General features: G+C 62.1%; 14 protein-coding genes. 7 read left to right on the top strand and 7 right to left on the bottom strand.

The features are described from left to right. Positions 1-4: 4 nt before the first annotated feature. Positions 5-1,468 carry an AMP nucleosidase gene (gene amn, locus AABM54_RS22620; RefSeq protein ID WP_347902181.1) on the top strand — a complete coding sequence of 488 codons (1,464 nt, stop codon included), beginning with the start codon at positions 5-7 and terminating at the stop codon, positions 1,466-1,468. 70 nt (positions 1,469-1,538) lie between these two features. Beyond that, entirely contained in the window at positions 1,539-2,180 is a 642-nt protein-coding gene (locus AABM54_RS22615) for a pseudouridine synthase (RefSeq protein ID WP_347902180.1), read from the top strand. Here AABM54_RS22615 and AABM54_RS22610 read toward each other — a convergent pair. Together AABM54_RS22610 and AABM54_RS22605 are read right to left on the bottom strand one after the other, a co-directional pair. Next, a complete protein-coding gene (locus tag AABM54_RS22610) occupies positions 2,175-2,384 on the bottom strand; it encodes a DUF2788 domain-containing protein (RefSeq protein ID WP_347906284.1) in 210 nt (69 codons plus the stop codon). The genes AABM54_RS22615 and AABM54_RS22610 overlap by 6 nt on opposite strands. A 258-nt stretch (positions 2,385-2,642) precedes the next feature. Continuing rightward, positions 2,643-3,122 (bottom strand): Lrp/AsnC family transcriptional regulator, encoded by a 480-nt coding sequence (locus AABM54_RS22605; protein WP_347902179.1) that lies wholly within the window; start codon positions 3,120-3,122, stop codon positions 2,643-2,645. A gap of 415 nt (positions 3,123-3,537) precedes the next feature. Between AABM54_RS22605 and AABM54_RS22600 the strand changes: the two genes are divergently transcribed. Continuing rightward, positions 3,538-4,611, top strand: a complete 1,074-nt coding sequence (locus AABM54_RS22600; protein WP_347902178.1) for a DUF6515 family protein — start codon at positions 3,538-3,540, stop codon at positions 4,609-4,611. Here the strand turns inward: AABM54_RS22600 and AABM54_RS22595 are convergent. Next, on the bottom strand, positions 4,605-5,501 hold the full coding sequence (locus AABM54_RS22595) for a cation diffusion facilitator family transporter (RefSeq protein ID WP_347902177.1): 897 nt from the start codon (positions 5,499-5,501) through the stop codon (positions 4,605-4,607). The genes AABM54_RS22600 and AABM54_RS22595 overlap by 7 nt on opposite strands. Positions 5,502-5,529: 28 nt before the next feature. Then, positions 5,530-5,949 carry a polyribonucleotide nucleotidyltransferase gene (locus tag AABM54_RS22590; protein WP_347902176.1) on the bottom strand — a complete coding sequence of 140 codons (420 nt, stop codon included), beginning with the start codon at positions 5,947-5,949 and terminating at the stop codon, positions 5,530-5,532. A 363-nt stretch (positions 5,950-6,312) separates the two neighbouring features. On the opposite strand from AABM54_RS22590, the gene hrpB reads away from it, so the two are divergent. Next, the gene (hrpB, locus tag AABM54_RS22585; RefSeq protein ID WP_347902175.1) at positions 6,313-8,844 is read left to right on the top strand and encodes an ATP-dependent helicase HrpB; all 2,532 of its coding nucleotides are present in this window, start codon (positions 6,313-6,315) and stop codon (positions 8,842-8,844) included. Positions 8,845-9,026: 182 nt separating this feature from the next. On the opposite strand, the gene AABM54_RS22580 is transcribed toward hrpB, so the two are convergent. Together AABM54_RS22580 and AABM54_RS22575 are read right to left on the bottom strand one after the other, a co-directional pair. After that, positions 9,027-10,106, bottom strand: coding sequence for an endonuclease/exonuclease/phosphatase family protein (locus AABM54_RS22580; protein WP_347902174.1), 1,080 nt, complete (start codon positions 10,104-10,106; stop codon positions 9,027-9,029). 73 nt (positions 10,107-10,179) lie between these two features. Next, a complete protein-coding gene (locus AABM54_RS22575) occupies positions 10,180-10,854 on the bottom strand; it encodes a YciC family protein (protein ID WP_347902173.1) in 675 nt (224 codons plus the stop codon). 317 nt (positions 10,855-11,171) lie between these two features. On the opposite strand from AABM54_RS22575, the gene AABM54_RS22570 reads away from it, so the two are divergent. Continuing rightward, positions 11,172-11,651, top strand: coding sequence for an NYN domain-containing protein (locus tag AABM54_RS22570; RefSeq protein WP_347902172.1), 480 nt, complete (start codon positions 11,172-11,174; stop codon positions 11,649-11,651). Between the two features lie 21 nt (positions 11,652-11,672). Next, on the top strand, positions 11,673-12,284 hold the full coding sequence (locus AABM54_RS22565; protein ID WP_347902165.1) for a 3'-5' exonuclease: 612 nt from the start codon (positions 11,673-11,675) through the stop codon (positions 12,282-12,284). Between the two features lie 104 nt (positions 12,285-12,388). On the opposite strand, the gene AABM54_RS22560 is transcribed toward AABM54_RS22565, so the two are convergent. Then, positions 12,389-12,841 (bottom strand): Lrp/AsnC family transcriptional regulator, encoded by a 453-nt coding sequence (locus AABM54_RS22560; protein WP_347902164.1) that lies wholly within the window; start codon positions 12,839-12,841, stop codon positions 12,389-12,391. Positions 12,842-13,002: 161 nt separating this feature from the next. Between AABM54_RS22560 and yedA the strand changes: the two genes are divergently transcribed. Continuing rightward, positions 13,003-13,929: a drug/metabolite exporter YedA gene (gene yedA / locus AABM54_RS22555; protein WP_347902163.1), complete on the top strand. Its 927-nt coding sequence runs from the start codon at positions 13,003-13,005 to the stop codon at positions 13,927-13,929. Positions 13,930-13,981: the final 52 nt, after the last annotated feature.

The following is a 13,981-nucleotide window of genomic DNA, read 5'->3' as shown; positions in this document are numbered from 1 at the left end:
GATCGTGACCGAAGCCTTTATTGTCGTTCAAACCGCCGAGCAAGCCGTGGATCGGCTTGCCGCTCTGCATGAGCGGGCCACCACTGCGCTGAATCAGGCGCTCAAGCGTTACCTCAAGGATCGTGTCGAACCGGACGCCGAACAGCGTGCGATGTTTCGTTATCCCGAACTGCGCCTGACCTACCTTTGCCAAGGCGAAGTCCCACAGACAACCCGCGCTTACGCCAAGGTCCAGTTGCCGGGAACCTACAGTGTCACCGTCACTCACCCGGCGGCTTTCCGTAAATACCTGCTGGAGCAACTGGTGCCGCTGATGCACGACTTCACCGTGACGGTGGAAGTGGGCGTCAGCCAGCAGAACATTCCGTACCCGTACGTGGTCGAGCAGGGCGACGAACTGGCCGGTTCCGGCGTGACCGCTGCCGTGCTGGCGCGGGTGTTCCCGAGTACCGACCTGTCGGCCGCCACCGATGGCATCGCCGATGGCCTCTACGATTGGGAAAACACCGACCCGCTACCGCTGGCGTTGTTTGACGCGGCGCGGGTGGATTTCTCCCTGCGCCGTCTGGTGCATTACACCGGCAGCGACTGGCGCCACGTGCAGCCGTGGATATTGCTGACCAACTACCATCGTTATGTCGACCAGTTCATCGTCCATGGCCTGGAACAGTTGCGCAGCGACCCGCGTTTCGTGCGGATGGTGCTACCGGGCAACGTGATCATCGAGAAGAGCATGGACCACGGCGAAGCGTCGGCGATTGCCGCGGGCGTGGTCTGGCACCGTTATCAGATGCCGGCCTATCACTTGCTGGCCAGCGATGGCCACGGCGTGACGCTGGTGAACATCGGCGTCGGCCCGTCCAACGCCAAGAACATTACCGACCATCTGGCTGTGCTGCGTCCGCATTGCTGGCTGATGATCGGTCACTGCGGCGGCCTGCGTCAGTCGCAGACCATTGGCGACTACGTACTGGCGCACGCTTACATGCGTCGAGACGGGATTCTCGACCGGGTGGTGCCGCCGAACATTCCGATTCCAGCCCTGGCCGAAGTGCAGATGGCGTTGCAGCAAGCGGCGGCCAACGTCACGGGCGAGAAGGGCGATGACCTGAAAAAACGCCTGCGCACCGGCACCGTGCTGACCTACGATGACCGCAACTGGGAGCTGCGCTGGGCCCAGGAGCGTCCGTTGATCAACCTGTCGCGGGCCGTCGCGGTGGACATGGAAAGTGGCACTATTGCAGCGCAAGGTTATCGCTTGCGGGTGCCGTACGGCACGTTGCTGTGTGTCTCGGACAAGCCGCTGCACAGCGAGATCAAGCTGCCGGGTTCGGCCAACGCGTTCTATGAACGCGCGGTCAGCCAGCACTTGAAGATCGGCATCGCGGCGGTAGACCTGCTGCGCACCGAACTCAACTCGTTGCACTCGCGCAAACTGCGCAGCTTCGACGAACCGCCGTTCCGCTGATTGGATGGTGGTTATTTAACGGTCAGGCCACTAGCATTGTCGGTCCTGACCGTTAGATGTTGTGTTTGCCATGTCCCGTCCACCGCGTCCTGCTTCGCGCCGCCCAGGCGTTGCGCCTGCGTCATCCTCTTCCGCTCCGCGACGTGTCGCCAAGGCGCCACCGGCCGAGCCGAAACTGATTCTGTTCAACAAACCGTTCGACGTGCTGACGCAGTTCAGTGATGGAGAAGGGCGGGCGACGCTCAAGGACTTTATCGAGATTCCCGGGATTTACCCGGCAGGGCGACTGGACCGCGACAGCGAAGGCTTGCTGTTGCTGACCAACGACGGTCAGCTTCAGGCGCGTATCGCCGACCCGAAACACAAGTTGGCCAAGACGTACTGGGTGCAAGTCGAGGGCGAGCCGAGCGCCGAGCAGTTGCAGCGCCTGCGTGACGGCGTGGAGTTGAACGACGGCGTGACCTTGCCGGCCGAGGCGCGGCACCTTGAAGAGCCCAAGTTGTGGCCACGTAACCCGCCTGTGCGTTTTCGCAAAAGCGTGCCGACGAGTTGGCTGGAACTGGTGATTCGTGAAGGGCGCAACCGTCAGGTGCGGCGCATGACCGCTGCGGTTGGCTTGCCGACTTTGCGGCTGGTACGGGTGCGGATCGGTGACTGGTCGATCGAAGGTCTCGACCAGGGCCAGTGGAAAGAAGTGCCGGCGCGCTTATAAAGTGCCGGATTCGATCAGGCCGATCACCACGCTTTTGATGATGAACGCGGCCACGCCCAGGCCCAGTACAAAGAACAGGATGAACGAGCCGAAGCGTCCGGCCTTGGATTTTTTCGCCAGGTCCCAGACGATGAAACCCATGAAAATGATCAGGATGGTCACCAGGCCGGTCATCATCCACTCTTCAAACAATGCAGGATCAATGGAATTCAAAGGGGGTCTCCGGCAGGGGGCAGGCCAAACAGGGCGGCGCGCAGTATACGCCAAGGGCCAAGGGCGGCGCATTGACCTGCGTCGGTCTGCCGCACTCTTGAGGAAGATCGTTGCCTGTGGCGAGGGAGCTTGCTCCCGCTGGGTCGCGAAGCGACCCCAAAATCTGCGCCTGCATTTCACCGGGTAGATTGCATTCGCTGGTATTGCGACTGCTTCGCAGTCGAGCGGGAGCAAGCTCCCTCGCCACAATCAGTTGCGCAAGTGGGTCAACGGCAATTCGGTGCTGTTGAGCACCTGATTCAGCACGAAGCTTGAACGCACGCTGGTCACGCCTTCGATGCGGGTCAGGTGGCCGAGCAGCAGTTTTTGGTAATGGTCCATGTCGGGCACCACCACTTTGAGCTGATAGTCGGCGTCCATGCCGGTCACCAGGCTGCATTCGAGCACTTGTGGCAAGGTGCGGATGGCCGCTTCGAAGTTCTCGAAACGCTCGGGGGTGTGTCGGTCCATGCCGATCAGCACGTAGGCTGTCAGGCTCAGGCCGAGCAGCTTGCGGTCCAGCAGGGCGACCTGGCGGGAAATGTAGCCGTCGTCTTCCAGTTGCTTGACCCGTCGCGAGCACGGCGATGGCGACAGGCCGATGCGTTCGGCCAGCTCTTGATTGGAGATGCGCGCGTCGCGCTGCAATTCCGCCAAAATGCTCAGGTCGTATCGGTCGAGTTTGCTCATGAATCAGGCCTTTGTCATATCTATTGCGGCAGATTATCTATCCAGGGTTAAAAATTGCGCAAGTCATGTTTATTTGAGCAATCTTCGCAATCCTCTGCCGCCGCCCCACGCCTATTCTTATCACCAGAATCACTGCCCGGACAAACAGTCCACAGCGGCCCGCCGAATCAGGCCAGCCGCGGCCACCACTCCCACAGGGGTTGAGTTGGCCCCCGGGCTACACACTGTCCAGAAGACGGCGTGAGGTGAGCCGACGTCAAAAGCGTCGAGCACGGACGAAGTTCTCAAAGGGAGGCCGACGGGTCTCCCTTTTTTATTGCCTGCGAAATAAGTTCCGTGACTGATAACCTGTTGCAGAACCGGCCTGCGCTTTTCCAGTCTTACGTACAGGTCCTGAACCGCAATGAGGAATAGCATGAAGTCGCGCATCTGGCGTCTGGCAGGTGTTGGTTTGCTTTGCATGAGTGTCAGCGCGCAGTTGCTGGCCGAGAACGAGCAGCAAGATCCCCATCACGCTTCGCAACACAATGGGGGCAATGGCGGCGGTCAGCATGAGCGTGAGCATGGACCTGAAGGCCACCCCGCCAACACGCCACAGCGGCCGGAAAACACGCCACCGCGCCCGCAGAATAATCAGCCACGGCCACAAAACGAGATCATTCGCGGCGATAACAGCCGCCAGTTCGAACACAACGGCCAGCATCAGGGCGGCGACTGGCAGAGCCGTCCGCCCCACGATCCGAATGGCCAGGGCCGACCCGCGCCTGCACCTGCGCCGAGCAATAACCTGCCGATCCAGGGTCGCCCCGATACCGTGCGCCAGACCCAGGAGCCGCAGCGTGGCTATTACAAGGACATTCCACGGCGTAACGATTACAACCCCAACTGGCACACTGGCGGCCCACGTCCAGGCTACGAAGATCATCGCTGGCCGGGACGCCCGGACGGTCATGGCAATGGTTGGGGCCCCGGCCCGCAGTACCGGCCGGGTTACGTTGTCGACCGCTTCCCCGATCGCAACTACCGCGTGCCGTACCGTGGGCAGGATTACTTCTTTTCCGGTGGCTACTGGTATCGCCCGCAAGGCCCGCGCTATGTGATAGTCCAACCGCCTCGCGGGATTCGGGTGAGTTACCTGCCTGACTACGCACGTGAAGTCTGGATTGGCGGTGCGCTGATGTTCCTGGCAGCGGGGGCGTACTACACCTATGAGGAGAGTACCCAGCAATACGTCGTGGTCGAGCCGCCAGTGAGTAATCCCGCCCCTGAACCGACCGGTAACGGTTACGACGTCGTGGCGTATCCCGCCAACGGGCAGTCACCGGAGCAGGTTAATCAGGACGGTTACGACTGCTATCGCTGGGCGGTCCAGCAGAGCGGGTTTGACCCGCGGACGGTGACGTATCAGCCCGATCCTTCGGTGGTCCAGGCCTACCGTCAGGCGCAGGGCAGTTGCCTGAGCTCACGTGGGTATCAAGTGAGTTACTGATCCCGCGCGGCCTTCACCACTTCCTTCGGGTCGGCGTGCACCAGCACTTCGGCTCGCGGGTAGACGGCATGAATGGCATCGGCGGCTTGATCGCTGATGCCGTGGGCCACCAACAGCGTGAGTTCCCCCGGCAACTCCAGGTGTAACTGCACGAACCAGTGGCTGCCGGATATCCGCGTGCGCAGGTCGTGGGCACCGAGTACGCCCGGCACGCTGCACGCCAGTTCGAGCATGTGCCGGCTGACGTCGGGCGGCAGTTCTTCATCCATCAACACCGCAAAACTCTCGCGAGCGATCTGAATCGCGCTCCAGAGAATGTACACGGCGATCCCCAGACCAAACCACGCATCCAGCTGATGCCAGCCGAAACTGGCCAGCACCAACGCCACCAGAATGCTGCCGTTGAGCAGCATGTCCGAACGGTAATGCAGCGAGTCGGCCCGCACGGCGTTGGAGCCGGTTTCACGGATAACCCGATGCTGCAATGTCAGCAGGGCCAGGGTCAGTGCGAGGGAAAAAACAATGACCCCGATACTGATCAATGGCGCGCCCACAGGCTCCGGATGCTTCAAGCGTTCGAACGCCTGGAACGCGATCAGCACCGCACTGCCACCGATGAACAGCGCCTGCGCCATGCCCGACAAGGATTCCGCCTTGCCGTGGCCATAGCGGTGATCCTCATCGGCCGGGCGCAATGCGTAATGCACCGCCAGCAGGTTGAGCAACGAGGTCACGCCGTCGAGCGCCGAATCCGTCAGCCCGGCGAGCATGCTCACCGATCCGCTCAGCCACCAGGCGATGGCCTTGGCAACAATCAGCGTGGTTGCCACGGCCACCGAGGCGCGGGTGGCCAGGCGTAGCAGGCGAGCGTGTTCCGGGCTGGTGGTCATTGCGACGGTGTTTCCTCGTTGTCAGGCATCAAATGGTGGGTTGCAGGCCCAGCAGGGCCAATTGTTGAGCGCTGCCCTTGTGCTGGATCAGGCGGGGGTCATCCAGCGGGAAGTCGCGGCCCAGTTCACTTTCGAGAATAGCCTGCAGCTTGTGGTTATCGACCTGGCCGTCGGCCCCGATGGCTTGCTGAAGTTTCTCGGGCGCCACCTGCGCGGTCTTGCCCGGTTCGAAGTAAATCGCCCCGGTGGTGAAGTCCACGGCAAATGCGATCAGCCCCGGAATCACATAAAACAGCAGGCCCACGGCATCGAGCACGGCAATCGCCGGGTCGATCTTGCCGTCGATCTGGCCACGGCGGTCGGGGTAGAAAATCGAACCGCACGCGGTCACTTGGGTCAGCAGGGTCGCAACCAGTACACCGCCCATCAGGCGAAAGGGAGCACGCATGGAAAATCTCCTGAGTAAAACTTGAAACGAATCGTCGTCGGTCTGAATTAGGACCGTCACTAATGCTAGGCAGTTCGCCGTTATACTCGCGCCGGCAGGGCGTGCCCAGAGTAAATTGCGGTCGCGCCTCACCCTGGTAAGACTATGTGAGGATTGATGTTTGGTGTTTCCAGATCGACAACGCATGACGGCGAATGACTGTTTTCGGGGTTCGGCCCTTCGGGTTGGATGTGTGGGTGCACCATGCTGCGTTGCGGGACTTGGCAAGGAAACGACCCTTGCCAGCGTCCCGCGCCTTGCCTGGCACACCCACACATCCAACGCGTTGCGCTATTTACTCTGGGCACGCCCTGTGGAGCCAGCATGATTTCTTTGCCGATTGATGAAGTTTTACCTGCCTTGCGTGACGCCCTGGCGACACGCCACGAAGCCGTGCTGGAAGCACCGCCCGGTGCCGGTAAAACCACCCGCGTGCCTCTGGCGATGTTGAATGAGCCGTGGCTGGCCGGGCAAACCATCCTCATGCTGGAACCGCGTCGGCTGGCGGCGCGGGCGGCGGCCGAACGGCTGGCCAGCGAGCTGGGCGAAAAGGTCGGTGAAACGGTCGGCTACCGGATTCGCCTCGACAGCAAGGTCGGGCCGAACACCCGCATCGAAGTGGTCACCGAAGGCATCCTCACGCGCCGCTTGCAGGATGACCCTGCGTTGGACGGCGTGGGCCTGCTGATTTTTGACGAATACCACGAGCGTAGTCTGGATGCCGACCTGGCGCTGGCCCTGAGCCTGAATGGCCGTGAGCTGTTTCGCGATGACCAGCCGCTGAAAATCCTGCTGATGTCGGCGACCCTGGAAGGCGAGCGCCTGGCCGGTTTGCTCAATGACGCGCCGATCCTGCGCAGCGAAGGCCGCATGTACCCGGTGACGATGCGCTGGGGCCGGCCGTTTCAGCCGGGTGAGTTCATCGAGCCGCGTCTGGTGCAAACCGTGCTGGAAGCCTTGAATGATGAAAGCGGCAGCCTGTTGGTGTTCCTGCCTGGTCAGGCGGAAATCCGTCGCGTGCATCAACAGTTGGCCGACGCCTTGGGGGAGCGCGCTGACGTGCTGCTCTGCCCGTTGCATGGCGAACTCGACCTCGCAGCGCAACGTGCGGCCATCGAACCGGCGCCGCCCGGCCAACGCAAAGTGGTGCTGGCCACCAACATTGCCGAAACCAGTTTGACCATCGACGGCGTGCGGGTGGTGATCGACGCCGGGTTGGCGCGGGTGCCGCGCTTCGATCCCGGCAGCGGCATGACCCGTCTCGACACCCAGCGCATCTCCCGGGCCAGCGCTACCCAGCGCGCCGGCCGTGCGGGGCGGCTGGAGCCGGGGGTGTGTTATCGGTTGTGGTCGCAGGATCAGCACGAACAACTGGCGGCCTACGCCAGCGCGGAAATCCTTTCGGCGGACCTTGCCGGTCTGGCCCTGCAGCTCGGGCGGTGGGGCGTGACACCCGGGCAACTGGTGTGGCTCGATGTGCCGCCGGCGGCCGCTTATGCACAGGCGCAGGATTTGCTCGATCGACTGGGCGCACGTGAAGGCAAATCCCCCGAGGACTGCACGCTGACCCGTCACGGCCAGGCCATGGCCGAGCTGCCGGCCCATCCGCGTATCGCGCATTTGTTGTTGCGTGGGCAGGCACTGGGGCTGGCGAACATGGCCTGCGATGTGGCGGCGCTGCTCGGTGAGCGAGACATTTTGCGCGGTGCCGGTGCGGACCTGCACAGTCGTCTGGTGCTGCTGTCCGGCGAAGAGCGCGCTGCGCGTGGCGCTCAGGGTGGCGTGCAGCGGGCGCGGCAGTTGGCCCGACAGTATCGCGGCTACCTGCGGGGCAAAGCCGAGGCACCGGTCAGTGATCCGGATCATCCGCGCTGGCTCGGCGCCTTGCTGGCGCTGGCCTATCCCGACCGCGTGGCCCAGCAGCGCCGCGCCGGTGGGGCAGAGTATCGGCTGGCCAACGGTCGCGCGGCATTGTTCGCTGAAGCCGACAGCCTGATGAAACAACCCTGGCTGGTGATCGCCGATTTGGGCAGTCGTCAGGGCCAGCGGGAAGAACGTATTTATCTGGCGGCGGATTTTGATCCGGCGCTGTTCGACTCGGTGTTGGCGGAGCAAGTGCGTTGCGTCGATCAGCTCGATTGGGACGAACGCGAAGGCGTGCTGCGGGCCGAGCGTCAGCGTAAGGTCGGCGAACTGGTGCTCAGCCGCGAGCCGTTGACCGGTCTGGATGAGGCAGCGCGCAGTCAGGCGCTGGTCAACCTGGTGCGGCGCAAAGGCCTGGAGTTGCTGCCCTGGACCCCGGAGCTGCGGCAATGGCAGGCGCGGGTGGCACTCCTGCGTCAGCTCGACTTGAGCAAACAGGAGCACAGTGAATGGCCGGACGTCAGCGACGCCACACTGCTCGTCAGCCTTGAACATTGGCTGATGCCGTACCTGGGACGGGTGTCGCGCTTGAGCCACTTTGCCAACCTGGACCTGTCGAGCATCGTGCATAACCTGCTGCCGTGGCCTTTGCCGCAACGCCTCGACGAGCAGGCGCCGCATCATTTGAGCGTGCCGTCGGGCTCCTCGATTCGCCTGGACTACAGCGAACAGCCGCCGATTCTCGCGGTGCGTTTGCAGGAGTTGTTCGGCCTGGCCGAAACCCCGCGTATTGCCGGTGGGCGGCAAGTGGTCAAGTTGCACTTGCTCTCACCGGCACGGCGCCCGGTGCAAGTGACGCAGGACCTGGCGAACTTCTGGCGCAGTACTTATGCCGAGGTGAAGAAGGATTTGAAGGGGCGCTACCCGAAACACTACTGGCCGGATGATCCACTGGTGGCCGAGGCAACGGCGCGGGCGAAACCCCGCAAGTAAACGGGCCCTGTAGTGTGGAACGGCTGACACCAATCCTGTGGCGAGGGGGCTTGCCCCCGTTGGGTCGCGAAGCGGCCCTAAAATCGATGGTCGTATTGCATCAGAGAGAACGCATCTGCCGGTTTACGACTGCTTCGCAGCCGGACGGGGGCAAGCCCCCTCGCCACAGGTTGTTCATTGCTTCAGGGGGCGGCCGGCAGTAGAAACCGCGCAATCACCGGCAAGTGATCGGAGATGCGCAAGGTATCGTCCTGCCGCACTTCGGCTTCCACCCGTTTGATCCGTGGGCTGTAAAACAGATAGTCGACCGTGCGGTCCGGGCCATTGAGGGTGGGGTCGTTGGGGTAGTGGGTGAGCCAGTCTGCGCGGTCGATACCGCTGGCTTCGTTGTTGGTCGGGATCATCGGGTACTTGTCCCACAGCAGGTGCAGCGCGCTGTCGGGCGAGTAGGGCGTGCGTTGCTCCGGCGCCAGGCGTTGGTACTGACCCAGCGGCAGCAGGTTGAAATCCCCGCCGATCAGCCACGGCGTGCCGCGCCCTTCGAATTTGTCGATCACCTTGGCGACGGCTTCCACCTGGGATTGCAGGGTGTCGTCCGGTTGCGTCGCCCGGTCCAGATGGGTGTTCAGCACGGCGATCTGCCCGCCATCGCTCAATGGCAAGTAACTGACGAGCAGGGCCTCCCGAGGCTGGAACTGTCGGCGGACAAGGTTGGCCGGGGCTTGCGGCAATTGCAGGCGTTCGGCGTGTTCGATCTGGTAGCGGCTCAGGGTTGCCAGTTGCCGGCCGACGCTGCCGAAGATATGCGGGTTCGGGACGAAGTCGGCTTTCCAGTCAAACGCGTGGGTGCTGCACGGGTAGAGGTCGCTCAGGCGTTCCTGGAGCAGTGTGAGCTGGTCCTGATAGTCGCTGGCCTTGGCGCCATCGTCGAGTTCCTGAAGCAGGACAATGTCCGGTTTTTCGTCACGGACCACCCGCGCCACTTCGTCGAGGCTGAAGGCCATGTCCTCCAGGGTCGGGCGTTCGTCGGTGCCGTTGGCCAGGTCGTTCCAGAATACGTAGCGCTTGCCGGCCAGGTACTGGACGTTCCAGGTCATCACCTTCAATGCCTGGCCGGGCACCAGGGTGGGCGCCTCGGCGCGGCAACTGACCGGCAGTATTTCCTTGGTGTCGGGGCGCCAGGTCAGGCTGTAGACCACGGCAAACAGCAGGCCGACGAAGATCAGCAGGCTTGGCAGGGTGTAGCGCAGTAGACGGGTCATGGCTCGGCTTATGGCGTTACAAATTTGACCCCGAGCATAGCCCAGAGCCGGGCAGACCCCAAGGGTAGAGCGCTCAGGCCGTACTGTCAGGCGTGTCGGGCTTTTCGCAAATCAACATATACAGGCGATACAGCACCACGCTGAGGAACAATTGCAAAAAGCGGTAGGCGCTGTCCATCAGCAATGACAGCACCGGGTTCTGCAGTTCGGCGTAGACCGTCACGCTGGTGCCCTTGAACACCCACAACGGCACCATCACGCAGAGCATGCACACCAGAATCCGCAGGAAGTGCCCCTTGGTCAGTTGAAAACTCTGCTTGATGGCGTCCAGTGGCTCCAGGCTCCGCAACACCAGCAGGTACTCGGTGAAGGCCAGCATCACCATCAGCCAGACCCCCGGCAGAAAGTACAGCGACAGGCCCACGCGAAGCAGCATGCTGTTGATGGCGACCAGCACGGCCAGGCGTGGCCACAACGTCACGGACATGGCCAGCAGGTCGAGGGTTGCGGGGGATTCACCCCGGCTGCGGGCGTCGAGGAACAGAATCAGCGCGCCGGTGTACAGCGGATACACCAGCAACTCGACAATCAGGCTGTAGCCGGGAAAAGCGTCCGGCTCCACGGCATGGCCGAGCAGTTGCTGGAGCAGCGCTTCGAGCACCACCAGCGGCAGGCACAGGGTGACGATCCGGCTCAGGTTGCGCTGGAAGAAATAAAAGGAGTCGCGGAGGACATCTAGCGGATTCATCGGCAGCGATCACAAGTAACAAACTATGTCGACACTCTAACCGATGCGACCGTCAGTCGAGCAAACGTAAACGTTCGGTAAAGCTCGTTGAAACAATCTGTAACAGCCAGCGCCCGGCAGGCACGACCAGGGCGACTTCAGCAATATCGAATTACCATGACGACGATTCCTGTGTGCAGTGCACCATTCGTCCGGGGCGTTGTAGCGTCCCGGACTGATTATTCGCGGAAAAATCCTTCTGACTGGCATACTGGGCGACTTTTCAGGCCTCGGGTCTGATCAATCGCCTGCGCTAGTGTGCGCCATGAGGATTTGCGGTGAAGAAGATCGCGGTGTTCGCCGATGTCCAGAACCTCTATTACACTGTGCGCCAGGCCTATGGCTGCCATTTCAATTACGCCGCCCTGTGGGCTGACATCAGTCAGCGCGGGCAGATCGTCGAGGCCTACGCCTACGCAATTGATCGCGGCGACAGCAAACAGCAGCAGTTCCAGCAGATCCTGCGCAACTTAGGCTTTACCGTGAAACTCAAGCCGTACATCCAGCGCAGCGACGGCTCGGCCAAGGGCGACTGGGACGTGGGCATTACCCTCGACATCATGGACGCCGCCGATCACGTCGACGAAGTGGTGCTGGCTTCCGGTGACGGTGATTTCGACATGTTGCTGGAGCGCATCATCAGCAAGCACGGGGTGGAAGCGGTCGCCTATGGCGTGCCGGGGCTCACCGCCAACTCATTGATTCGCGCAGCGACGCGCTACGTGCCGATCGAAGGCGCGTTGCTGCTTAAAAACTGATTTTTACCAGTAGGAACACGTTTGGAACGCATAGCCGTCATCGACTTTGAAACCACCGGGATCTCCCCGAGCAGCAGTTGCCGGGCCACGGAAATCGCCGTGGTGATTCTTGAACAGGGGCGCATCGTCGAGCGTTACCAAAGCCTGATGAACGCGGGCGTGCGAGTGCCGGTGTTCATCGAGCAACTGACCGGCATCAGCAACGCCATGCTGCGCACCGCGCCTTCGGCCGAAACGGTGATGAACGAGGTCAACGAATTCGTCGGCTGCACTCCATTGCTCGCGCATAATGCGGCGTTCGACCAGAAGTTCTGGGACTTTGAGCTGGGGCGGATCAAACGCACCCGCTTGCAGAACTTTGCCTGCTCGCTGCTGCTGGCCCGTCGCCTGATGCCGGCCGCGCCGAACCACAAACTCGGCACCCTCACCACCTTCGCAAAACTGCCCCACACCGGCCAGGCTCACCGGGCCATGGCCGATGCGGAGATGGCGGCGAACCTGACGGCCTATCTGGCCGAGGAACTGCGGCACAAACACGGTCTGCGCGAGTTGTCCCACGACGTGCTGTGCAGCTTGCAGAAAGTACCCGCGGCAAAAATCAACGAACACCTCAAGCGCCATCGCGGTTTCTGAAGACAGCGTAGGTTGAGTGTGGGAGCGGGCTTGCTCGCGAAGACGGCGGCACATCCGCTAGAGAGGTGACGGACAACCGCTCGCGTCGGATCGCCGCCCGGTGTCTACTTCCCGTTCCCTTCCAACTGCCCCAACGGCACGCGCCGTTCGATGGCGCTGGAAAGCACAATCGACGTCTTGCTGGAGCCGAACCGCGCCACGCGGTTGATCAGGTCCTCAAGCTCGGTCATCGAACCGACCGCCGCCCGGATGATCACGCACGGGTCGCCGGTGACCCGATGGCATTCAGTGATCTGGGGGATGCTGGCCAGTTCGTCGTACGCCTTCTGGTTACCGTGCAGGGCCAGGCGCAACTCGATCACACACTGGATCGGCAGGCCGATTTTGCTCATGTCGACGGTGGCCTGGTAGCCGGTGATCACCCCGCTGGACTCAAGTTTCGCCACGCGCTCGGCGACGGCCGGGGCCGAGAGGTTCACCTTGCGTGCCAGTTCGGCGTAGGACGCCCGACCGTTTTCCAGCAGGGCACTGAGCAGCATGCGATCGTATTTGTCCATAAACAGGCTCCTGAAGTAGCAGGCTTTTGAAAGCACGGTTTATAACGGTGATCTCCATGTTTTGAAAAGTGTACGGGCCTTATAAACAGGTTTTGTAACTTAAGTTCTGTCAGTCGGCTTTCTAGAATAATGCTCCACTTGTCCTGTCGTAGAGCGTCCCCATGCCTGGCCTTCGCCGTTTCCCGTTACCGTTGATGGGTGCCTTCTTTGCGCTGTATGTGATCTGGGGATCGACCTACCTGGTGATTCGCATCGGCGTGGCATATTGGCCGCCGCTGATGCTCGGGGGCGTGCGTTTCATCCTTGCGGGGAGCCTGATGTACGCCTTTCTGCGCTGGCGTGGAGTCCCGGCGCCGACCTGGCCGCAGTGGAAAGCCGCCGCGGCCATCGGCGTGTTGCTGCTCAGTTGTGGCAATGGCGCGGTGACGGTCGCCGAGCACTCGGGTGTGGCTTCCGGCGTGGCGGCATTGGCGGTGGCGACGGTGCCGCTGTTTACCTTGCTCTGTGGATATTTCTGGGGCGCGCGTAATACCCGTCTGGAGTGGGCGGGGATTGTGCTCGGGTTGATTGGCATCGCCATGCTCAACCTCGGTTCCAACCTGCAATCGAGCCCGTTGGGTGCGGTGTTGCTGATTTTCGCTGCGGCGGCCTGGGCCTTCGGTTCGGTGTGGAGCAAGCACTTGCCGTTGCCACAAGGGGCGATGGCCAGTGCCGCCGAAATGCTCGTGGGCGGCGTGGTGCTGATGATCGGCAGCGCGTTGTCTGGCGAGCGCCTGCACAGCATGCCGCCGCTCGAAGGCTGGGTGGCGCTGATGTACCTGGTGGTGTTCGGCTCGATCGTCGCGTTCAACGCCTACATGTACTTGCTGAAAAACGTTCGCCCGGCGGCGGCCACCAGTTATGCCTACGTCAACCCGGCGGTGGCGGTGTTGTTGGGGATCGTATTTGCCGGTGAAACCATTGGCTGGGAAGAGGCGATGGCGATGACGGTGATCATCAGCGCCGTGGTGCTGATCGGCTTGCCGCAGTGGCGACGTGCTCCTGAGCGGCCAGCCGCCCTGGTGCCGACAGAATCCCGTGTGAATTAGGGTAAACTGCGCGCCATTGCACACTTGCGCTGATTTCTCCTACGGTATTCCC

The organism is Pseudomonas purpurea (assembly GCF_039908635.1).
GTDB classification, from domain to species: Bacteria; Pseudomonadota; Gammaproteobacteria; order Pseudomonadales; family Pseudomonadaceae; genus Aquipseudomonas; species Aquipseudomonas purpurea.
The sequence above is the reverse complement of the archived record's forward strand: the minus strand, read 5'-3'. Positions and strand labels throughout refer to the sequence as shown.

Coding starts and splice junctions, on each gene's coding strand:
- AABM54_RS22615 (WP_347902180.1), top strand. CDS start 1,539: ATGTCCCGTCCACCGCGTCCTGCTTCGCGCCGCCCAGGCGTTGCGCCT.
- AABM54_RS22595 (WP_347902177.1), bottom strand. CDS start 5,501: ATGACCACCAGCCCGGAACACGCTCGCCTGCTACGCCTGGCCACCCGC.
- AABM54_RS22560 (WP_347902164.1), bottom strand. CDS start 12,841: ATGGACAAATACGATCGCATGCTGCTCAGTGCCCTGCTGGAAAACGGT.
- AABM54_RS22590 (WP_347902176.1), bottom strand. CDS start 5,949: ATGCGTGCTCCCTTTCGCCTGATGGGCGGTGTACTGGTTGCGACCCTG.
- hrpB (WP_347902175.1), top strand. CDS start 6,313: ATGATTTCTTTGCCGATTGATGAAGTTTTACCTGCCTTGCGTGACGCC.
- AABM54_RS22575 (WP_347902173.1), bottom strand. CDS start 10,854: ATGAATCCGCTAGATGTCCTCCGCGACTCCTTTTATTTCTTCCAGCGC.
- AABM54_RS22580 (WP_347902174.1), bottom strand. CDS start 10,106: ATGACCCGTCTACTGCGCTACACCCTGCCAAGCCTGCTGATCTTCGTC.
- AABM54_RS22605 (WP_347902179.1), bottom strand. CDS start 3,122: ATGAGCAAACTCGACCGATACGACCTGAGCATTTTGGCGGAATTGCAG.
- yedA (WP_347902163.1), top strand. CDS start 13,003: ATGCCTGGCCTTCGCCGTTTCCCGTTACCGTTGATGGGTGCCTTCTTT.
- AABM54_RS22600 (WP_347902178.1), top strand. CDS start 3,538: ATGAAGTCGCGCATCTGGCGTCTGGCAGGTGTTGGTTTGCTTTGCATG.